Source organism: Amycolatopsis sp. NPDC051371, from assembly GCF_040682155.1.
Lineage (GTDB): Bacteria > Actinomycetota > Actinomycetes > Mycobacteriales > Pseudonocardiaceae > Amycolatopsis.
This window is the reverse complement of the sequence record NZ_JBFBAG010000004.1, coordinates 1-19,469: the sequence shown is the minus strand read 5'-3', so window position 1 is coordinate 19,469 and position 19,469 is coordinate 1. Positions and strand designations below refer to the sequence as shown.

18 protein-coding genes are annotated in these 19,469 nt (G+C 71.7%); 8 read left to right on the top strand and 10 right to left on the bottom strand.

The genetic code is table 11. The annotated features are described in order from the left end of the window. Nucleotides 1–8: 8 nt before the first annotated feature. Entirely contained in the window at nt 9–3,173 is a 3,165-nt protein-coding gene (locus AB0M59_RS06525) for a BTAD domain-containing putative transcriptional regulator (protein ID WP_364609769.1), read from the top strand. Between the two features lie 69 nt (nt 3,174–3,242). Here the strand turns inward: AB0M59_RS06525 and AB0M59_RS06520 are convergent, their stop codons facing one another. Both AB0M59_RS06520 and AB0M59_RS06515 read right to left on the bottom strand, forming a co-directional pair. Further along, the gene (locus tag AB0M59_RS06520; protein WP_364609766.1) at nt 3,243–4,049 is read right to left on the bottom strand and encodes an ABC transporter permease; all 807 of its coding nucleotides are present in this window, start codon (nt 4,047–4,049) and stop codon (nt 3,243–3,245) included. Then, nucleotides 4,046–5,026 carry an ATP-binding cassette domain-containing protein gene (locus AB0M59_RS06515; protein WP_364609763.1) on the bottom strand — a complete coding sequence of 327 codons (981 nt, stop codon included), beginning with the start codon at nt 5,024–5,026 and terminating at the stop codon, nt 4,046–4,048. Before AB0M59_RS06515 ends, AB0M59_RS06520 begins: the two co-directional genes overlap by 4 nt. Nucleotides 5,027–5,189: 163 nt before the next feature. Between AB0M59_RS06515 and AB0M59_RS06510 the strand changes: the two genes are divergently transcribed. Continuing rightward, nucleotides 5,190–6,149, top strand: a complete 960-nt coding sequence (locus AB0M59_RS06510; protein ID WP_364609760.1) for an endonuclease/exonuclease/phosphatase family protein — start codon at nt 5,190–5,192, stop codon at nt 6,147–6,149. A 25-nt stretch (nt 6,150–6,174) separates the two neighbouring features. Continuing rightward, a complete protein-coding gene (locus AB0M59_RS06505) occupies nt 6,175–7,065 on the top strand; it encodes a hypothetical protein (protein ID WP_364609758.1) in 891 nt (296 codons plus the stop codon). Here the strand turns inward: AB0M59_RS06505 and AB0M59_RS06500 are convergent. Both AB0M59_RS06500 and AB0M59_RS06495 read right to left on the bottom strand, forming a co-directional pair. Then, a complete protein-coding gene (locus AB0M59_RS06500; protein WP_364609755.1) occupies nt 7,019–7,837 on the bottom strand; it encodes a Sir2 family NAD-dependent protein deacetylase in 819 nt (272 codons plus the stop codon). The two genes, AB0M59_RS06505 and AB0M59_RS06500, sit on opposite strands and share 47 nt — an antisense overlap. Further along, entirely contained in the window at nt 7,830–8,141 is a 312-nt protein-coding gene (locus tag AB0M59_RS06495) for an antibiotic biosynthesis monooxygenase (protein WP_086862154.1), read from the bottom strand. The genes AB0M59_RS06500 and AB0M59_RS06495 overlap by 8 nt, the downstream gene beginning before the upstream one ends. A gap of 51 nt (nt 8,142–8,192) precedes the next feature. Here AB0M59_RS06495 and AB0M59_RS06490 point away from each other — a divergent pair, with 51 nt between their 5' ends. After that, nucleotides 8,193–9,581 (top strand): ATP-binding protein, encoded by a 1,389-nt coding sequence (locus AB0M59_RS06490; RefSeq protein WP_364609752.1) that lies wholly within the window; start codon nt 8,193–8,195, stop codon nt 9,579–9,581. Here AB0M59_RS06490 and AB0M59_RS06485 read toward each other — a convergent pair. Further along, nucleotides 9,567–10,973, bottom strand: coding sequence for a M1 family metallopeptidase (locus AB0M59_RS06485; RefSeq protein WP_364609749.1), 1,407 nt, complete (start codon nt 10,971–10,973; stop codon nt 9,567–9,569). The genes AB0M59_RS06490 and AB0M59_RS06485 overlap by 15 nt on opposite strands. A 75-nt stretch (nt 10,974–11,048) precedes the next feature. Between AB0M59_RS06485 and AB0M59_RS06480 the strand changes: the two genes are divergently transcribed. Further along, the gene (locus AB0M59_RS06480) at nt 11,049–11,795 is read left to right on the top strand and encodes an alpha/beta hydrolase (RefSeq protein WP_364609746.1); all 747 of its coding nucleotides are present in this window, start codon (nt 11,049–11,051) and stop codon (nt 11,793–11,795) included. A gap of 31 nt (nt 11,796–11,826) precedes the next feature. On the opposite strand, the gene AB0M59_RS06475 is transcribed toward AB0M59_RS06480, so the two are convergent. The 5 genes from AB0M59_RS06475 to AB0M59_RS06455 all read right to left on the bottom strand — a co-directional run bounded on the left by AB0M59_RS06475 (nt 11,827) and on the right by AB0M59_RS06455 (nt 16,394). Further along, nucleotides 11,827–12,783: an N-acetylmuramoyl-L-alanine amidase gene (locus AB0M59_RS06475; RefSeq protein WP_364609743.1), complete on the bottom strand. Its 957-nt coding sequence runs from the start codon at nt 12,781–12,783 to the stop codon at nt 11,827–11,829. A gap of 62 nt (nt 12,784–12,845) precedes the next feature. Further along, nucleotides 12,846–13,721, bottom strand: coding sequence for an A/G-specific adenine glycosylase (locus AB0M59_RS06470; RefSeq protein WP_364609740.1), 876 nt, complete (start codon nt 13,719–13,721; stop codon nt 12,846–12,848). Nucleotides 13,722–13,730: 9 nt separating this feature from the next. Beyond that, entirely contained in the window at nt 13,731–14,690 is a 960-nt protein-coding gene (locus AB0M59_RS06465; protein ID WP_364609737.1) for a glycosyltransferase, read from the bottom strand. Nucleotides 14,691–14,693: 3 nt separating this feature from the next. Then, nucleotides 14,694–15,185 carry a carbonic anhydrase gene (locus tag AB0M59_RS06460; RefSeq protein ID WP_364609734.1) on the bottom strand — a complete coding sequence of 164 codons (492 nt, stop codon included), beginning with the start codon at nt 15,183–15,185 and terminating at the stop codon, nt 14,694–14,696. A gap of 108 nt (nt 15,186–15,293) precedes the next feature. Beyond that, nucleotides 15,294–16,394 (bottom strand): LacI family DNA-binding transcriptional regulator, encoded by a 1,101-nt coding sequence (locus tag AB0M59_RS06455; RefSeq protein ID WP_364609731.1) that lies wholly within the window; start codon nt 16,392–16,394, stop codon nt 15,294–15,296. A gap of 188 nt (nt 16,395–16,582) precedes the next feature. On the opposite strand from AB0M59_RS06455, the gene AB0M59_RS06450 reads away from it, so the two are divergent. From AB0M59_RS06450 to AB0M59_RS06440, 3 genes are read left to right on the top strand one after another with little or no spacing between them, the layout of a single operon-like run. Then, the gene (locus AB0M59_RS06450; protein WP_364609728.1) at nt 16,583–17,494 is read left to right on the top strand and encodes a zinc ABC transporter substrate-binding protein; all 912 of its coding nucleotides are present in this window, start codon (nt 16,583–16,585) and stop codon (nt 17,492–17,494) included. Nucleotides 17,495–17,496: 2 nt separating this feature from the next. After that, on the top strand, nt 17,497–18,348 hold the full coding sequence (locus tag AB0M59_RS06445; protein ID WP_364609726.1) for a metal ABC transporter ATP-binding protein: 852 nt from the start codon (nt 17,497–17,499) through the stop codon (nt 18,346–18,348). A gap of 3 nt (nt 18,349–18,351) precedes the next feature. Continuing rightward, the gene (locus tag AB0M59_RS06440) at nt 18,352–19,227 is read left to right on the top strand and encodes a metal ABC transporter permease (protein ID WP_364609723.1); all 876 of its coding nucleotides are present in this window, start codon (nt 18,352–18,354) and stop codon (nt 19,225–19,227) included. The last annotated feature ends 242 nt before the right edge of the window (nt 19,228–19,469 follow it).

Sequence of the window (19,469 nt, the reverse complement as noted above, 5' to 3'; positions counted from 1 at the left end):
CTGGACGCATGCGCGTTGCGCTGCTGGGCCCGCTGCGGGCGACCGACGACGAAGGCACGCCGATCGACATCGGCGGGGCCCGCCTCCGCATGCTCCTGGCCAGGCTCGCGCTGGACGCCGGGCGCGCTGTCCCGGCGGACGCGCTCGTCGACGGGCTCTGGGGTGCCGAACCGCCCGCCGACGCCGCCAACGCTCTGCAGTCGCTGGTCTCGCGGCTGCGGAAGGCGCTGCCGGTGGCCGTCGAGTCGGGCCCCGGTGGCTACCGGCTCGCCGTGACCCGCGAAGACGTCGACGCCGAGCGGTTCGAACGGCTCGCCGCCGACGGCCGCCGGGAGCTCGCCGCGGGCCGGGACGCCCGCGCGGCCGAGCTGCTCACCGAAGCCCTCGGGCTCTGGCAGGGCGGCGCGCTCGCCGACGTCATCGAGGCACCGTTCGCTCCGGCGCCCGCTCGCCGGCTGACCGACCTTCGGGCCGAAGCGGCCGAAGACCGCTTCGAAGCCCTGATCCGGCTGGGCGAACACGCCGGCGTCCTCGCCGACCTGGCCGCCGCGGCCGACGCCGACCCGCTGCGCGAGCGGCTGGCCGGCCTGCGGATCCGCGCGCTCTGCGTGGCCGGGCGGCAGTCGGAAGCACTGGGCGTCTACACCGGGATCCGCCGCACCCTGGCCGACCAGCTCGGCGTCGACCCGTCGGCCGAGCTGCAGGAGATCCACCTCGCCGCGCTGCGCGGCGAGTTCGCGCCGCCGTCGCCGATCACCGACCGGCTGCCGACCCGGCTGACCACGTTCGTCGGCCGTGACGACGAGCTCAAGCTGCTGGCCGAACTGCTCGGCGGTGCCCGCCTGGTCACCCTGATCGGCCCGGGCGGGGCGGGCAAGACGCGGCTGGCCACCGAGGCGGCGTCGCGGCATCCGGCGCACGCGCGCGGGCGCGTGTGGTTCGTGCCGCTCGCCGGCGTCCGCGACCCCGGCGACGTCGTCGGCGCGGTGGCCGGCGCGCTGGAGGTGCGCGACATCCGCAGCACCGACACCGAGGTGCGGCGGCGGCCGGACCTGCTCGGCCAGGCCGCCGAGGTGCTGGCCGGCGGGGAAGCGCTGCTGGTGCTGGACAACTGCGAGCACCTCATCGACGCGGCCGCGACGCTGGCCGACGACCTGCTGGGCCGGGTGCCCGGGCTGCGGATCCTCGCGACCAGCCGGGAGCCGCTGGCCATCACCGGCGAGGCGCTCTGCCCGCTCGGGCCGCTGCCCGTGCCCGCCGAACGCGCGGCGCCCGCCGAAGCCGCCGAGCTGGACTCGACACGGCTGTTCCTCGACCGGGCGAGCGCGGTCCGCCCGGACTTCGTGCTCGACGAGTCCACTGTGGACGACGTCGGCCAGATCTGCCGCCGGCTCGACGGGATGCCGCTCGCGCTGGAGCTGGCCGCGGCGCGGCTGCGGTCGATGACACCGGCCCAGATCGCCGCCCGGCTCGACGACCGGTTCCGGCTGCTGACCTCGGGCAGCCGCACGGCGCTGCCGCGGCAGCGGACGCTGCGCGCGGTCGTCGAGTGGAGCTGGGACCTGCTCACCGAGCCGGAGCTGGTGCTCGCGCGGCGGCTCGCGGTGTTCCCCAGCGGTGCGCCGACGGACGCCGTCGAGCGGGTCTGCGCGGACGAGCTGCTGCCCGCCGCCGACGTCCCGTACGTGCTCGGCACGCTCGTCGAGAAGTCCATCGTGGACACCGTGAACCGCGGTGGTGAGCCGCGGTACCGGATGCTGGAGACCCTGCGGGCCTACGCCGGTGAACGACTCGCGGAGTCCGGTGAGCAGGACACGTTCCAGCGCGCGATGGCCGGCTACTACGTCGGCCTTGCCGAATGGGCGGAACCGCTGCTGCGCACCGGTGAGCAGCTGTCCGCGATCGACCTCTACGAGGCGGAGTCGGCCAACCTGACCGGCGCCCTGCGCACGGCCATCCAAAGGTCCGATGTGGACACTTCGGTGCGGTTGCTCAACGGGATGTTCTGGTACTTCACCATCCTCGGGCAGGGCGAACGGGCCGAAGAGTTCATCAACGCCGTGCTGGGCTTCGGCGACCGGCTGCCCCCGGACGCCCGGGCGGCCTACCGCGCGATCATGCGGTTGTTCCGCCAGGTGCCGTCCCGGATCCCGCCCGAAGGCATCCGCGAGCTGGTCGACGAATGCGTCCGCACCGGTGCGGTGGCGAAGTACCCCGGGCTGGCCGTCGCGCTGCCGATGCTGGCGTTCCTCGGCGGCGACCGCGAGCTGGCGATGCGGGAGGTGCACCGCGCGCAGGCCGACGGCGACCCCTGGATCCGCGCGGGCGGGTTCTGGGTCGAGAGCTTCCTGCTCGACGACGCCGGCGACATCGAGGGGGCGGATCGCGCCCGGGACCTGGCGTACGCGGGCTTCCGCCAGGTCGGCGACCGCTGGGGCACGGCGATGACGTTGAGCTTCAAGGCGAACGCGTTGTCACAGGACGGCGAAGGCGAGAGCGCGATCGAGGTGTACCAGCAGGGGCTGGCGCTGTCGATGGAGCTGCGCTCGCACGAGGACGTCGTCCAGCACTGGTGGCGCCTGGCCGTCGAACGCGCCCGGCTGGGGGACATCGAAGGCGCGTGGCGCGACCAGGAGGCCGCCGAGCGCTACGGGCGGGGGATCGAGAACGCGCAGCAGCGGGCGGTCCTGACGTTCGGCCGGATCGAGCTGTGCCTGCGCGGCGGCCGGCCGGCCGAAGCCCGCGCGGCGCTCGCCCAGCTCCGGACGCTGACGTGGGAGACCGCGTTCCCCGAGGGCATGGGCGAGGAGTGGATCAGCGCGTTCGAAGGGCGGCTCGCGCTGGCCGAGCACCGGCCCGACGAGGCCGAGGCGCACTTCGTCAAGGCCATCCTGGCGACCCGGGACCGCGGTGACATGCCGGATCTCGCCGGCGCGGTGGAGCTGCTGGCGCTGGTGCGCGGGGAGCAGGGCCGGCCGGTCGAGGCGGCCCGCCTGCTGGGGACGTCGGCGCTGATCCGGGGCCGGTTCGACCTCGGCAGCCCGGAGGTGCGCGAGCTGATCGCCCAGCTGCGCGCGGAACTTTCCGACGCGCGGTACGAAGAGCTGATCGCGGCGGTGCGCGCAATGTCCAAAGAGGACGCCATCGCCGAGGTGTGCGCCGCGATAAGCTGAAGGGGACGCCCTCGCGGACGTCCCCTTCAGTTCCCCCTGGCGCGACTCACCCCCGTGCGTCCGCGCCGTTCAGACCCGCCGGCGGTAGGCCCAGGTGGCCAGCGGGAAGAACACGATCACCGCGCCGGCCATCCAGGCCAGCGCCCCGGCCAGCGGACCGGCGACGGCGCCGCCGTTCATCAGGCCGCGCAGGGCGTTGGCCATCAGGCTCACCGGGCTGATGTCCGCCCACGCCTTCAGCCAGCCCGGCATGGTGCTGGTGCTGACGAACACGTTGCTGCCGAACGTCAGCGGCATGATGAAGACGAACATCAGTGCCTGCGCCGAGCCCGGCGACTTCATCACCATGCCGACGAACACCGAGCCCCAGCAGAAGCACAGGCCGAACGCCAGCGCCAGCAGGATCGCCACGGCGAACTCGCCGGGGCTGGTCGCGATCCGGTAGCCCATGATCGTCGCCACCACCATCAGCACGACCAGGCAGACGACGTACCGGACGACGTCGGCGAGCACCGCGCCGATCAGCGGTGCCGATCGGGCGATCGGCATGCTGCGGAACCGGTCGAAGACGCCCTTGGTGATGTCGGTGTTGAGGTTCGTGCCGACCGTGAGGCACGCCTGCAGGATGTTCATCACGATCACGCCCGGCACGACCATCTGCAGGTACGCGTCGGTCGACCCGGACAGCGCGCCACCGAACAGGTAGACGAAGATGACCAGGAAGATGATCGGCATCAGCGTGACGTCGGCCAGCTGCTCCGGGTTCTTGCGGATCTTCAGGATGCCGCGCCAGGCCAGTGAAAGCGCGTGCTGGAAGCCCTTGGCGGGGCTGATGTGCCGCGGCGGGGCCGGGCGGTCGAGCGCCAGCGTCGTCATGCCAGGCTCCCTTCGAGGTCTCGGGTGTCCTTCTTGGACTCTTCGGCGGTGTGCCCGGTCAGGGCGAGGAACACCTCGTCGAGGCTGGGCAGCCGCAGCGCCAGCTCGTCCGCGGTGATCCCGGCTTCGTCCAGCTTGCGGACCAACGTGGACAGCAGCACCGGGTCGCTGACCGGCGCGGTGAGCAGCCCGGACGCGTTGTCCCGCGTCGGCCGCACGCCGGTGAGGTCGCCGAGGATCCGGTGGACGGCGTCCATGTCGGTCAGCTGGGTCGGGCGGACCTGCAGCGTCTGCCCGCCGACCCGGCGCTTCAGTTCGTCCGCCCGGCCGTCGGCGACGACCCGGCCGTGGTCGAACACGGTGATCTTGTCGGCCAGCTGGTCGGCCTCTTCGAGGTACTGCGTGGTCAGCAGCACCGTCGCGCCCTCCGCGACGAGGTTGCGGACGACCTCCCAGACTTCGTTGCGGGCGTGCGGGTCGAGCCCGGTGGTCGGCTCGTCGAGGTAGAGCACCTCGGGCCGGCCGACGAGGCTGGCGGCCAGGTCGATCCGCCGCCGCATGCCGCCCGAGTACGTCCGGATCGGCCGCTTGGCCGCGGGCGTCAGCTCGAACCGCTCGATCAGCTCGGTGGCCCGCGCCTTGGCGTGGGCGCGGGACAGGCCGTAGAGCCGGCCGATGAGCATCAGGTTCTCGATGCCGTTGAGGTCCTCGTCGACCGACGCGTACTGCCCGGTCAGGCCGATCAGGCTGCGGACCCGGACCGGGTCGGTGACGACGTCGAAGCCCCCGACGGTGGCTCTCCCGGAGTCCGGTTTCATCAACGTCGCCAGGATGCGGATCGCGGTCGTCTTGCCCGCGCCGTTCGGCCCGAGCACCCCCACCACCTGGCCGTAGGGGACCTCGAGGTCCACCCCGTCGAGCGCCTTGGTGTCCCCGAAGTGTTTGACCAGGCCCTCGGCCTGGATCGCGTGCGACATGGGCGTTCCTCCTTCACCGTCGCGTTCTGAGGATGACTTTGGACGACGGCGCTGGCAGGCCGCGCACAGCGCGCTGGCAGGCGCTGGCAGCCGCTGGTGGAGATCTTGTGGAGGTGTTGTCGGCGCCCGGGCCGGGCGGCGGGCGCATCGGCATACTCGGCACATGACGGTTGCGGAAGAGACGCGCGTCCGGCGGAAGAACCCGCTGGTCACGGCCCTGCTGGTGGTGCCGCTGGTGCTGCTGGTGGTCTTGGTCGCGCTGCGCCTGATCGGCTACGACGGCGACTGGTACACCCTCGTCGCGTTGTCGCTGACGCCGTTCGTGGCGGCCGGGGGCGTGCTGCTGGGCGGACTCGCGCTGGCCCTGCGGCGCTGGTGGGTCGGCGGGGTCGCGCTGGTGCTGGCCATCGCGCTGGCCGTGCTCGTGCTGCCGCGGCTGTCGGCGAGCGACCAACGCGAAGTGCACGGCAAGACACTGCGCGTGCTCGCTTCGAACCTGCTCTACGGCCAGGCGGACCCGAAGGCCGTCGTCGACCTGGTGCGCGAGCAGCGGATCGACGTGCTCAACCTGGTCGAGCTGACGCCCCGCGCGGTCGACGGCCTGACCGCGGCCGGGCTGTTCCAGGCCCTGCCGTACCGGGTGCTGCACCCGGCGCCCGGGGCGTTCGGCTCGGGGATCGTGTCGCGCTTCCCGCTGAAGGAGGTCAACCTGACGGGTGATTCGGCGGCCAAGCAGCCGGGCGCGCAGGCCGACCTCGGCGACGGCGTGGTGGCCGAGATCGTCGCCGTCCACCCGATCTCCCCGGACGTCGACACCCCGCAGTGGGAGCGGGAGATCAAGGACCTCTCCCGCGCGGCCGGCGAGCACGGCCTGCGCATCCTGGCGGGCGACTTCAACGCGACGCTGGACCACGCGGCGTTCCGCACGGTGCTCTCCCGCGGCTACAACGACGCGGCGGAGGAGCACGGCTCGGGGTTGACGCCCACGTGGCCGTCGTCGTCGCCGGTGGTGACGATCGACCACGTGGTGGTCGACAACCGGGCGGCGGTCCAGGACTACCGCGTGTTCGACGTCGCGGGCAGCGACCACCGGGCGGTGTTCGCCGAAGTCCGCCTGCCGTGAAGCCGTTTCTGGCAGCCTGACCGCCATGCGAAGACTCGTGCCGCTCGCCGTGGTCCTGCTGGTCGCCGCGTGCGGGCAGTCCGCCGCCGCGCCGGAAGGCGGGCCCAAGAGCGCGCTCGGCTTCGCCGCGCACGCGGTGCCGGGCCCGGACGGCACGGTGTCCGGGGCGGGCGCGAAGTTCTCGCAGCGGGACGCCGGCGGCACCGTCACCGAGCTCGGCGAGCTGCGCGGCCGGCGTGAAGTGCGGTCTCTGGCGCGTTCGGGTGGCAACCTGGTGGCGGTCGGGACGGCGTTCCTCGACGGGCAGACGACCCGGCCGGTGGCCTGGGTGTCGGACGACGGAGGCAAGACGGAACGCACGGTCGTGATGCCGCTCCTCGAGGGAGTGACCGGGGCGAACGGGCCGTGGTCGGTGGCGGCCGCCGGGCAGGAACTGCTCGCGGCCGGGTATTCGAACCCGCGGCTGCAGCTCTGGGTCTCGCACGACGGCGGCGGCAGCTGGACGGTGTCGGAGCTTTCGACGCCGTCGGACGAGACACTGGTGTACGGGATCCTGCCGGTCGCCGGGCAGTGGCTGCTCTACGGTGAGACTACGAACGGCTACGCGCAGAAGCCTTTCGTGATCACCGGGAAGCCGGGCGCCTGGTCCACAGTGGACACCCCTGGGCCCGGGGGGATCGTGGCGGGCACGCTGGACGGGCGCGGAAACCTCGTGCTGGCCGGCCGGACCATCGAACCGAACCGGGGCAACCAGCGCCCGCGCTCCTGCTCGGCCGTGCTGGTGCGCGACGGTCAGGGCTGGCAGCGCGGCGAGCTGGGCTGCGCGGAGTCCCCGGTGCGGGTGGCCACGACGCTGGCCGACGGCCGGGTCATGCTCGCGGGGAACCGGGACCTGTGGCTGCGGCCAGCGCCGTGAGCGTTTCCAGCGCGCCGGCCGGGATGGAGACCCCGCGGCCGTGGCGGATCTCCGGTTCACGCGGGTTGATGCGGATCAGCGCGCCGGTCGCCGCGCTCGCCAGTTCGCTGTAGCGGCGGACCGTCGGGACCGCCTGTCCCGCGCCCAGCTCGACCACCACGAGGTCGCGCGCGGTGCGTCGCCACGCCGTCAGCTCGTCGAGCTGGGCCTGGCTGCGGTCCGGAACCCAGTCGAAGTCGCCGAACATGAGGATGTTGGGCCGGGCCAGGCCACCGCACCGGGGGCACGACGGCAGCGGTGGCACCGCACGCATCGTCTCTTCGTCGATGGCGACTTCGACGTCGGCGGGCCAGATGGCCGTTGTGCACCCGGAAAGGCACTGCAGGTGGTGGATCGAGCCGTGCGCCTCGGCGACGTGCTCGAAGCCTGCCTCCTGGAACTGTCCGTCCACATTGGATGTGAAGACGCGCACGGTTGGCGCGAAGCCGCGCAGCAGCCGGAAACCCTCGTGCGGCACCGTTCGCCGGTAGAGCGACAGCCGGTGTCCGTAGAACCCCCAGGCCAGCTCGGGGTCGTCGGCGAAGTGCCGCGGATCGGCCAGCTCTTCGAACCGCATGCCGAGCCGGGCGTACGGCGGGTACGCGCGCCAAAACCCTTCGCCGCCGCGGAAGTCCGGCAGCCCGGAGTCGACGCCCATCCCGGCGCCGGCGCAGATCAGCAGCGCGCCGGCGCCTTCGAGGAGTTCCGCGGCTCGCTCGAGAGCGTCACTCACCCGGCTGCGAACCGAGGACGACCTCGAACTCCAGCAGGTTCGCCCCGGTGGACACCGGCTTGGCGCGCTCGCCCGAGTGCGCCGCCGCGGCCGGGCCGCCCTTCGCCCACGCCTGGTACGCCTCCTCGGTCTCCCACTTCGTGTAGACGAAGTAGCGCGTCTCGCCGGAAACCGGGCGCAGCAGCTCGAACCCGAGGAACCCGGGCTGCTGGTCGACGGCGTGCATCCGCGCCGCGAACCGCTTCTCCAGCTCGGGGCCGGCGCCTTCGGGAACCTCGATCGCGTTGATCTTGACGACACTCATGGCTCCCACCCTAGTTGGCTCCGCGGTGTGACCCGTGCCACTGTTGAGGCCATGGGGAGTACCGAGCGCGACCTCGCCACCGATATCGCCCGGATCGTCCGCGCCACCGCCGACGAGGTCGCGGGCGGCGGGGGCAGCGAGCTGATCGAGCGCGTGACCGGCCATCTGGGGGCACCGCTGCCGGAAGTGGTGGTCGTGACCCGCAACTGGCCGATGTGGGAGCACGCCAACATCCAGCGCGGCGTCGACGCCTACCTCGCCGAGCACGGCACAGCCGTGGGCTGGTTCGGCATCGCGGGCGGTCAGCGCACGCACGAGGACCTCATCGGGATGCTCGCCACCGCGCGCAGCAAGGGGATGTACGAGCTCGGCTCGGTGGACTACACCACCACGGCGACCGGCCCGCACGACGCGACCGAAGCCGTCCAGCTGGGGCTGGTCGGCACGAGCGCACCGGACGGTGAGCCGGTGCTGCTCGCCATCCGCGGCGCGAACCCGCAGTGGGGGCTCGAGCAGTGCCGGCTGGAGGTCCTCGCGACGTCCCGGGCGACCGCCACCGAAGTACGCAACCACGTCGAGCGGCTGATGACCGAACACGATCTCCTGCGGGGACAGGTGCTGGCCTTCGGCACCAGTGAGCACCGCGCCAACGAACTGCTCACGTTCCTTCCGCGGCCGGCGTTGACCGGCGAGGAGGTCGTGCTGCCGAAGGGCGTGCTCGACGCGATCGAGCGGCACACGATCGGCATCGCGGAACACGGCGAGCGGTTGCTGGCCGCGGGGCAGCACCTCAAGCGCGGGCTGCTGCTGCACGGCCCGCCCGGCACCGGCAAGACGCACACGGTCCGCTACCTGATGGGCCGTCTGCCGGACACCACGGTGATCATTCTGACCGGGGCGGCGATGAAGTTCATCGGCAAGGCCGCGGAGCTGGCGCGGCGGCTGCAGCCGAGCGTGGTCGTGCTGGAGGACGTCGACCTGATCGCGCAGGACCGCAGCTACGGGCCGATGGTCCAGCCGCTGCTGTTCACCCTGCTCGACGCGATGGACGGCGTGGGCGGCGACGCCGACGTCACGTTCCTGCTCACCACCAACCGGGCCGGCGAGCTGGAGAAGGCCCTCGCGGACCGGCCGGGCCGCGTCGACCTCGCCGTCGAGATCCCGCTCCCGGACGCTGCCGGGCGCGAAGCACTCCTACGCCTGTACGCGCGGGGTTTGACCCTGACGGCGGACCTCGGCCCGATCGTCGAGGCGACGAAGGGGATGACGGCGTCGTTCGCGAAGGAGCTGCTGCGGCGGGCGTCGCTGCTGGCACTGAGCACGCGCCCGGACGAGGACGTCGTCGTCGGCGAGGAGGAGCTGACGACGGCGCTGCGGGAGATGCAGGACGCGCGGAGTGCGCTGACGCGGTCGCTGCTGGGCAGCTCAGCTGCGCAGTGAGCCGGGGAAGAGGTCGGCATCCGCGGGGAGCTTCGTGCCGCGGAACCACTCGTCGAAGAACGACCGCAAGTTCTGCCCGCTGACCTGCGAGGCCATCTTCTCGAAATCGGCCCAGGTCGCGTTGCTGTGGCGGTAGCGGGACGGCCAGTCGTGCAGGAGCCGGTCGAACGCCGGGTCGCCGATCCGGCGGCGCAACGCGTGCAGCGCCAGGATGCCCTTGTTGTAGACGCCCTCGAACTCGTGGCCCTGCCCCATACCGACCAGCTTCTGCGCCCAGAAGTCCGTGCTGCCGCGGGTGATCTCGATCGCCGCGCGGTAGCGGTCGTCGAGGCTCTGGCCCTCGCGCTCGGCCCACAGCCACTGCGCGTACGACGCGAAGCACTCGTTCAGGCAGATGTCGGACCAGTCGGTCAACGACACCGAGTCGCCGAACCACTCGTGGGCGTTCTCGTGCACCAGCGTTGGCAGGTCGGCCCACTTCGCGTACGTCGGCCGGGTCTGCGTCTCCAGCGAGAAGTGGACGTCCTCGTTCAGGAAGATCCCGCCGGCCGCCGACTGCGGGTACGGCCCGAACTTGCCGCTCAGGAAGCCGAGCACCTCCGGCAGGCGGTCGCCGATCGCGCGGCGGTCTTCCGTGCCGGGCGCGTACGCGGTGACGACCGGGGTGCCGTCCTTCAGTGTCGACCTGTCGACGCTGAACTTGCCGATCGCGATCGTCGTCAGGTAGCTCGCCACCGGGTTCGGCTCGGTCCACGTCCCCGGCGGGCCCTCCCGGCCGTTCGAGATGACTGTCCAGCCGGCCGGGACGTGCGCGGTGAGCGTGAAGGACGCCTTGTCGCGCGGAGTTTCGTTCACGGGGTACCAAAACGCCGCCGAATGCGGCTCGCCGACCATGTACGCGCCGCCGTCGGCCGAGTGCTGCCAGCCGTTCTCGCTGCCGCCGTCGTGCGGGGTCTTCGCCGGGTCGCCTCCGTAGCGGACGCGGGTGCGGAACGTCGTCCCCGCGCGGATCGGCGCCGCCGGCGTGATGACCAGCTCGAACGCCTTCTCGCGGCTGAAGCGGGCCGGCTGGCCGTCGACCTCGACGCCGCGGACGTCGAGCCCGCGCAGGTCGAGGTCGAACCGGCTGAGGTCTTGGGTGGCCTTCGCGGTGACCGTCGTGTCGCCGTCGAGGTGGCCGCTCGGCGGGTCGTAGGTCGCGTCGACGTGGTAGTTCAGCGCGTCGTAACCGCCGTTGCCGTCGTCCGGGTAATACGGATCACCGGCTCCGGAAGTCCCCGGCGCTGGGTGCATCGGCGCGGGCGGGGGCGCCGCCGTGACGGCGTCACCGCTGCAGGCCGCGGCGACGATCACCGCGGCGCAGACGGCGAGGGCGGTCAGTCGGCGGCGCATGGGAACCACCATAGGTGATGGATTGCGATCACTTGATCACGTTCCGCACCTGCGGTTTTGTGGTTAGGTGGCCGCGTGCTCTGTTTCGGCGGCACCGGCGTGCCGATCGTTCTGCTCCACGGACTGATGGGCCGCGCGAGGACGTGGTGGCGCGTCGCGGAGTGGCTTCGGCCCTACGGCGCGGTGTACGGCTTGGACGCGCGCGGCCACGGCAGCGCCCCGCGCGTCGGACCCTGGACGACCGAGCGGTTCACCGACGACGTCGCCGACGCGCTGCGGACGCTCGACGCCGGTCCGGCCGTGCTCATCGGGCATTCGATGGGCGGCCTGCACGCCTGGACGACCGCCGCGAAGTACCCGGAGCTCGTGCGCGCGGTCGTCTCCGAAGACTTCGCGCCGGACCAGCGCGGGCGGACCGTCGAGACGTGGCGCGGGTACTTCGAGAGCTGGCCGGTGCCGTTCAGGTCGCGGGACCACGTCCGCGAGTTCTTCGGCGACGCGGGCGAGTACTTCGCCGACTGCGTCGAGGAGCGTTCCGATGGATTTCACCTCGTGGCCGACCTTGAAGACCTGTACGTCATCGCCGCCGAGTGGGGCCGTCGCGACTACTGGGACGTCGTGGCCGCGATCCGCTGCCCGCTGCTGCTGGTCGAGGGCGAGCACACGGCGATGCCGGCCGGTCAGCAGGCACTCGTCGCCGAACGGGTTCCGGGCGCGAAACACCTGGTGGTGCCAGGTTCGGCCCACCTGCCCCACGATGAAGCCCCGGAGACGTACCGAGGCGCGGTGGAAGCGTTTCTCTCCGCCGTGCTGGCCCGCTGAAGCGGAGCTTTTACGTGAAAGCTCCGCCGGTTCAAGCGCGGGTCAGGTCGGCTCGCCAGGCCGCCGTCGAGCGGTCGGCCGGGACGATCAGCGGCCAGACGTCCGAGCCGAGGAAGCCGGTCTCGTCCGTCGCCTTCGCCGCGGTGCACGTGTCGCGCGGCAGGCCGGCCTGAACGGACAAAGCGGCCACGGCGTCCTTTGTGGACTTACCGAACACGCCGTCGGTCGGCACGCCGAACCCCGACTTGCGCAAGAACTGCTGCGCCAGCTGCACCTGACGACCCGTGTCGCCCGGCTTCAGCAGCGGCCATTCGGCCTCGGACCGCGCCACCGAGACGCCGAGGACGCGGCCCACGGCCGTCCGCAGCTCCGGCAGCCGGTTGTACAGCACCTGGCCAGGGCACTCGGTGGTGTTGAAGTCGCGGTGGCCCTTGATGAACTCGGGCGCGATGCCGTACTGGTGCGCGATGTAGGCGACCAGGCCCACCAGCGAGTCCCACAGCGCCTGCGGCACGTCGACCGTGCTGTACAGGCCCTCGTTCTCGATGCCGATGACCTCGCTGTTGTGGTTGCCGACGTTCGCGCCCTGCACGTGCTGCGTGCCGCCGCGCAGGATCTCCAGGCTGCGGTGCCTGCCTTCGGTGACGAACCCGCCGCGGCTGTTCGTGAACTGCTGGCCGCTGTCGATCCAGCCGTTCTTGTCCATGTGCAGGTTCTGGATGAACTTCGCGACGTAGAACGCGCGCGCCAGCGAGAAGTCGTTGTTCATCGGCGGATCGACGGCATGGTGCACGACGATGTAGGTCGGCTTGTGGTTCTCGACGACGATCGGGCCCGTCGCGGCCCGCGCGCCCCACTCGGAGGTGGAGTGGATCGTCGGCGTCGGTACGCCCGCGGCGGCCGTACCCGTGGTCGTCATCCCCAGTGCGCCGGCCGCGGTCGCGGTCGCCCCCGCCTTGAGCAGGGTCCGGCGGTCAACAGTGACCATGCGGGAAAGGTAACTCCGCATCGCGCCGATGACAACTATTGACCAACTTTTGTTGTAGCGCGTTAGTGTTCGCCCGGCAGTGCGAAGAGCCCGTCACGGGTCTGTTCGAGCAGGCCGTCGGCGAGCAGGGAGTCCAGGCAGCGGTCGCGCTGGCCGCCGTCGTGCCACACCAGGTCGAGGCGGGCCTTCTCCACCGGGCCCTCGGAACCGCGCAGGACGTCCAGCAGCAGTCCGCGGACCTGCCGGTCGGTGCCGGCGAACTTCTGCACGGGCTTGGCCGGGCCCGCGTACTCCGGGCGTCCGGCCAGTTGCCACGCGCATTCGTCGTAAACCGGGCAGTCAGCGCACCTCGGCGAACGCGCCGTGCAGATCAGGGCGCCGAGCTCCATGATCGCGGCGGAGAACCGGGCGGCGGGCGCTTCCTCGGCCGGCAGCAGTGCCTCGACGTCGGCCATATCCCGGGTGTTCGACGCGGGACCGGCGTCCCCGGCCCCGTGCACGGCCCGCGCGACGACCCGCCGCACGTTCGTGTCGACGACGGGTGCCCGCTGCCCGTAGGCGAACGCGGCGACGGCGCGAGCGGTGTACGCACCGATCCCGGGCAGTGCGAGCAGGGTGTCCACATCGGACGGAACGACGTCACCGTGCTCCCGCGCGATCACGCCGGCGGCTTCGTGGAGGCGCAGCGCGCGCCGCGGGTAGCCGAGCTTGCCCCAGGCCCGCACGACCTCGCCCTGCGTCGACGCGGCCAGCGCCGACGGGACCGGCCAGCGCGCCATCCACTCGTGCCAGATGGGCTGCACCCGCGCGACCGGCGTCTGCTGCAGCATGATCTCGCTGACCAGCACGCCCCAGGCCGAGCAGTCCGGCTCGCGCCAGGGCAGGTCCCGGCCGTGCGCGGAGAACCAGTCGAGCAGTACGTCAGCGTCCACAGCCACGCCGGGAGGCTACTTCGCGTACTTCGGCAGCTCGCGGGCGACCTCGGCCGGCGACGGCATCGCGGCGATCTCCTCGGCGACTACGCGGGCCGCGTCGCGGAGGGAGGGCGCTTTCCGGGCCTGTTCGGTGACGGCGTCCGCACTCAGCTCGCCGGGCAGGAGGCGCAGCGCGGCACCCGCGGCGCACAGCGCGTCTGCGTTGGCGAACTGGTCGGCGCCTTGGGGCAGGACCAGCTGCGGGACACCGGCGGCGAGCGCGCCGAGGGTGGTGCCGCTGCCGCCGTGGTGCACGACCAGGGCCGCGATCGGGAGCACCGCGGCCTGCGGCACCCAGGCCGCGGCGGTGACGTTGCCCGGCAGCGTGCCGAGGTCCGCCGGGGCCACGCGACCAGTGGCCACGACGACGTGCGAGCCGAGCGCGGCCAGCCCCTCGATCGCCGTGCCGAGGACCTCCGGGGTGCCGAACGCCGTGCCGAGCGTCAGGTAGACCAGAGGCCGCTCGAACCGCGCGGGCGGCCCCGGCTCGGCGAAGGGCACGGGACGCAGGGCGATGCGTTCCGCGGTCGCCAGGAAGGCCTCGTCCTGCAGCGATGGCGGGCAGATGTCGACGTGCACGCCGCCGGTGGGGCGTTCGAACCCGATCCCGTCGGGGAACATCCGGCCGACCCCGTGCCACAGGGCGGGGATCCCGGCGCGCCGCGCGGCGACGGCGGCCTCCGGGACGCCCCACCCGTGCACGACCAGGTCGGGCCGAAGCCGAGCCAGCTCCGGCTCGAGGTCCTCCGCGTAGATCTCGTAGAACGAGTCGGCGGGCCGGAACGGGTTGAGCCCGAGCCGGTCCAGCGACGCGTTGACGTGCTCACCGGCGGCGAAGTGCACCTCGTGTCCGGCGTCCCGCGCCGCGATCGCGAGCGGGACCATCGGGTACGTGTGGCCGGCCGACGCGAGCCCGGCGAAAAGGACGCGCAAGGTCTACTTGACCTCGGTGAGCTTCCCGGTCTTCACGTCGTAGACGAAGCCGCGGACGTTCTCCGTGTGCGGCAGGTACGCGCTGCGCCGCACCCGCTCCACCGACGTCCGGACGCTGTTCTCGACGTTGCGGAACGCCTCGACCGCCCAGGTCGGGCGCAGGCCGGTGGCTTCTTCGAGCTCGTCCTTGAAGTCGTCCTCGGTGACCGTCGAGAGGCCGCACTCGGTGTGCTGGACGATCAGCACCTCGCGGGTGCCCAGCTTGCGCTGCGAAAGGGCCAGCGAGCGGATCATGTCGTCGGTCACCACCCCGCCCGCGTTGCGCAGGACGTGCGACTCACCCTGCAGCAGGCCGAAAAGCTCGAACACCCGGATCCGGGCGTCCATGCAGGTCAGGATGGCCACCTGCAGCGACGGCTTGGCCGACGAGCGGTCGCCCGGCGTCACTTCGCCGAGTTCTTGGTTGCGCTTGAGCAGAACGTCGATCGAGGTCATCGGTCACCTTCCGGCCAGTGGCCCCGCGGCGCGGGCTTACCACTCCATTTGACCTGGTGAGTACCCGTTCGGGCAATGCACTACGAGCTATGTCACGGGCCCCTGGAATCAGCCGCCGAACCAGGGCTCCTCGACCGTCCGCGGCGGCGCCGACGTGCGCCCGACGCGCAGCTCGGTCGGCAGCGTGATCACCTTCGGCGCGCTCCGCTCGGCCGAGCCGAGCAGCAGCCGGCCGGCGACCTTGCCCTTTTCGAGCACCGGCTGGTGGACCGTGGTGAGCCCGATCCGCTCGGCCTCGGCGATGCCGTCGAAGCCGGTGACGGTCAGGTCCTGCGGCACGCGCAGCCCCCGCCGTTCGGCCTCGGCCATGGCGCCGAGCGCCAGGATGTCCGAAGTGCAGATCACGGCCGTGATCTGCGGGTACGCGTCCAGCAGTTGCCGGGCCGCGGACGCGCCGTCGTCCACCGTGTGGTCGAAGCGCTCGACCACCGGGACGCCGGCCCAGTCGACGCCGGCCGCCGAGAACGCCACGGCGAGGGCTTCGAGCCGGGTGCGCTGGACGTGGAAGTGCGCGCCGCTCTGGCGCGCCGGGGACACGAAGTCGTCGTTGCGCTCCCGGGCCAGCCGCATGCAGATGACACCGACCTGCCGGTGGCCCAGCGAGACGAGGTGCTCGGCGATCTTGCCGACCGCCGCCGCGTCGTCCGGGCCGACGCGGTCGATGCCCTCGATGCTCGGCTGGTCGATGATCACCGTCGGCACCGGGCGTTCCAGCACGGCGGCCAGGTGCGGGTCGTCATCGGGCACGGAGTAGACGACGAAGCCGTCGACGCCCGCGCGGTGCACCGCGGCGACGTCTTCACTGCCCGGGCTGGCCGGCACCAGGTGCAGGCCGACGCTGGCGTCTTCGCAGGCCAGGGCCAGTCCTTCGAGGACGCCGACGGCGGCGGGGTCGCGGAAGGCGTAGGAGAGGTTCTCGGTGAGCAGCAGCCCGACGGCGCCGGCCTTGCGGGTGCGCAGGGAGCGGGCGACCGGGTCGGGGCCGGGGTAGCCGAGGCGACGCGCGGTCTCGAGGACGCGGCGGCGCAGTTCGGGGGACAGCTGGTCCGGCCGGTTGTAGGCGTTGGACACCGTGGTCCTGGACACACCGAGCTCCGCCGCGAGCGACGCCAGCGTCGCCTGCCTCCGGGTGCGAATAGGACGTCCCATCAGCAAACCGTAACGGTTCAGATCGAATTCATGAAGAGACACCCCGGGTGGTCGATGTCTCGATCCGCATGCACGAAGACGCATACACCAAAACTCGATCGGATGGCCAGGAAGTCATCCGGATGGGGTAAGGTGAATCTGACAACGGTTTCCATTAGCGTTCAGCGTTCGACCCAGGAGAGTTCTCGATGAGTTCCCGCCGCACCAGGAGCGTGCTCGCCGCCGCTTCGGCCCTGTCCGTGCTCGCCCTGGCCGCGTGCTCCGGCGGAACCTCCGGCTCCGACGGCGGCGGGCAGTCCGGCGGGTCCGACAAGATCGAGGTCGTGGCCTCGACGGACGTCTGGGGCAGCGTCGTGAGCGCCGTCGGCGGCGACAAGGTCGAGGTCAAGTCGATCATCCACGACCCGTCGGCCGACCCGCACTCCTACGAGACGACGGCTGATGATGCGCTGGCGGCGAAGGACGCGAAGCTGCTGCTGTCCAACGGCGGCGGCTACGACGAGTTCTTCGACAAGCTCACCGCGCAGGCCGGCGACGCCAAGAAGCTCGTCGCCTACGACATCGCCGCGACCGGCGACGAGAACGAGCACGTCTGGTACGACCTGCCGGGCGTCGACAAGGTCGCCGACCAGGTCGCGGCGCAGCTCAGCGAGCTGCAGCCCGCGTCGAAGCAGGCGTTCACCGACAACGCGACGGCGTTCAAGGCGAAGGTCGACGCGCTGGAGAAGCGCCTCGGCGAGCTGGGCGCGAGCCACCCGGGCACGAAGGTCGTCGTCACCGAGCCGGTGGCGCACTACCTGCTCGAGAGCGCGAAGCTGACGGACGCGACGCCGAAGGCCTTCTCGGACGCCGTGGAGAACGACACCGACGTCCCGGCCGGCGCCGTCAACGAGTACAAGCAGCTCATCGCCACCAAGCAGGTCAAGGCGCTGATCAACAACGCCCAGACGGTCACGCCGCTCACCCAGGACGTCGTCGGCCAGGCGAAGGCCGCCGGGATCGGCGTCGTCGACGTGACCGAGACGCTGCCGCAGGGTGTGACGGACTACATTGGCTGGATGACCGGGGAAGTCGAAGCGCTGGCAGGAGCGTTGAAGTAGCTATGCCTCCTGTCTCCGTCTCCGACGACGTACGCCCCGCGGTCCGGGTCCGCGGGGCGGGGCTCGCGTTCGGTCCCCGGACCCTGTGGTCGGGGCTGGACCTCGTCGTCGAGCCGGGTGAGTTCCTCGCCGTGCTCGGCCCCAACGGCTCCGGCAAGAGCAGCCTGCTCAAGGCGCTGCTCGGCATGCAGGGCCTGTCGGCGGGCGCGGTCGAGATCGCCGGCGGCCGCCCGGGCGGCGCGAACCGCAAGGTCGGCTACATCCCCCAGCAACGTGCGATCGACGAGTCGTTGACGCTGCGCGGCGTCGACCTGGTCGGGCTGGGCCTCGACGGCCACCGCTGGGGACCGGGCCTGTTCGGCATGGCGGCCCGACGTCGGCGTGTTGCCGAAGCGATCGAAGCGGTGGGCGCGACCCGGTACGCGAAGCAGCCCGTCGGGCGTCTGTCCGGCGGCGAGCAGCAGCGGCTGCGGGTGGCGCAGGCCCTGGTCGGCGACCCCGAGGTGCTGCTCTGCGACGAGCCGCTGCTGTCCCTGGACCTGGCGCACCAGCGCGCGATCAGCGAGCTGATCGACTCCCGGCGGCGTGCGTCGGGCACCGCGGTGCTGTTCGTGACGCACGAGATCAACCCGGTACTGCCGTTCGTCGACCGGGTGCTGTACCTGGTCAACGGCTCGTTCCGGATCGGCAAGCCGGACGAGGTCATGACCACCGAGACGCTGACCGAGCTGTACGGCACCCGTGTCGAGGTGTTGAAGGTGGGCGGGCAGATCCACATCGCGGGCGCGCAGAGCGCGTTGTGCGAGGAGGAGCCGCACCACCACGAACACGACGTCGAAGAGCAAGTGGGCTGAACCTTGGATCTGTTCGACTTCGGCAAGACGTGGGAGCTGATCACCGAGCTGGACGGCGTCCGGACGGCCTTGCTCGCGGCGGCGATCCTCGGCCTGGTGGCGGGGGTGCTGGGCCCGCTGATCGTGATGCGCCGGATGTCGTTCGCGGTGCACGGGACGTCCGAGCTGGCGTTCACCGGCGGCGCGGCGGCCCTGCTGCTCGGCATCGGCGTCGAGTACGGCGCGCTGATCGGCGCGGTGGTGGCGGCGCTGCTGCTGGGGATCCTCGGCGCGCGCGACGCTGACCGCGACTCGGTGATCGGCGTGATCCTGTCGTTCGGGCTGGGTATGGGCGTGCTGTTCCTGTCGTTCTACAAAGGACGGTCCGGGAACAAGTTCGGCATTCTCACCGGCCAGATCATCACGATCGATTCGACGAACCTGACGTTGTTCGTCGTGTCGTCGGTGGTGGTGCTGGCGGTGCTGGCGGTGGTCTATCGGCCGCTGTTGTTCGCTTCGGTGGACCGGAACGTGGCAGTGGCGCGCGGGGTACCGGTCAAGACTCTGACGGTGGTGTTCGCGCTGCTGGTGGGTGTTTCGACCGCGTTGAGCGTGAAGGTGGTCGGGTCGCTGCTGGTGGTGGCGTTGATGGTGACGCCCGCGGCCGCCGCTGCTCGGGTGACGGCGTCGCCGTGGAAGGCGACGGTGCTTTCGGTGGTCTTCGCCGAGGTGTCGGCGATCGGCGGGATCGTGCTTTCGCTGGCGCCGGGGCTGCCGGTGAGCGCGTTCGTGACGGCGATTTCATTCTTGATCTATGTGGTCTGCCGGGTGATCGCCTGGCAGCGGGACCGCCGGACCCGGGTCCGCGCGGTGGAACCGGCCCTGGTCGCGGCGGCCTGAGCGGACTTCGCGTGTCTTGAATGAGTCATTCAGGGCGTGTGAGGTCCTGAATGACTCATTCAAGACGGCCTGCCGGCGGCGATGGGGGCGTGGGTTCGGAACCCGTCGCTCACCCACCCGCGGCGACCGCCGGACGTGCGGTCGCCCCGCCCGGAGCTAGTCGCCAGGGCGGCCTGACCCAAGCGCCCCAATGTGGCGGGGGGGGCGGGGGGGGGCGGGGGCGCCCCACGCGAGAACCAACA

Bases quoted from the DNA above. Each gene is read 5' to 3' on its own strand.
- AB0M59_RS06525 (WP_364609769.1), top strand. From the start codon at position 9: ATGCGCGTTGCGCTGCTGGGCCCGCTGCGGGCGACCGACGACGAAGGC.
- AB0M59_RS06520 (WP_364609766.1), bottom strand. From the start codon at position 4,049: ATGACGACGCTGGCGCTCGACCGCCCGGCCCCGCCGCGGCACATCAGC.
- AB0M59_RS06515 (WP_364609763.1), bottom strand. From the start codon at position 5,026: ATGTCGCACGCGATCCAGGCCGAGGGCCTGGTCAAACACTTCGGGGAC.
- AB0M59_RS06510 (WP_364609760.1), top strand. From the start codon at position 5,190: ATGACGGTTGCGGAAGAGACGCGCGTCCGGCGGAAGAACCCGCTGGTC.
- AB0M59_RS06505 (WP_364609758.1), top strand. From the start codon at position 6,175: ATGCGAAGACTCGTGCCGCTCGCCGTGGTCCTGCTGGTCGCCGCGTGC.
- AB0M59_RS06495 (WP_086862154.1), bottom strand. From the start codon at position 8,141: ATGAGTGTCGTCAAGATCAACGCGATCGAGGTTCCCGAAGGCGCCGGC.
- AB0M59_RS06490 (WP_364609752.1), top strand. From the start codon at position 8,193: ATGGGGAGTACCGAGCGCGACCTCGCCACCGATATCGCCCGGATCGTC.
- AB0M59_RS06485 (WP_364609749.1), bottom strand. From the start codon at position 10,973: ATGCGCCGCCGACTGACCGCCCTCGCCGTCTGCGCCGCGGTGATCGTC.
- AB0M59_RS06475 (WP_364609743.1), bottom strand. From the start codon at position 12,783: ATGGTCACTGTTGACCGCCGGACCCTGCTCAAGGCGGGGGCGACCGCG.
- AB0M59_RS06460 (WP_364609734.1), bottom strand. From the start codon at position 15,185: ATGACCTCGATCGACGTTCTGCTCAAGCGCAACCAAGAACTCGGCGAA.
- AB0M59_RS06455 (WP_364609731.1), bottom strand. From the start codon at position 16,394: ATGGGACGTCCTATTCGCACCCGGAGGCAGGCGACGCTGGCGTCGCTC.
- AB0M59_RS06450 (WP_364609728.1), top strand. From the start codon at position 16,583: ATGAGTTCCCGCCGCACCAGGAGCGTGCTCGCCGCCGCTTCGGCCCTG.
- AB0M59_RS06445 (WP_364609726.1), top strand. From the start codon at position 17,497: ATGCCTCCTGTCTCCGTCTCCGACGACGTACGCCCCGCGGTCCGGGTC.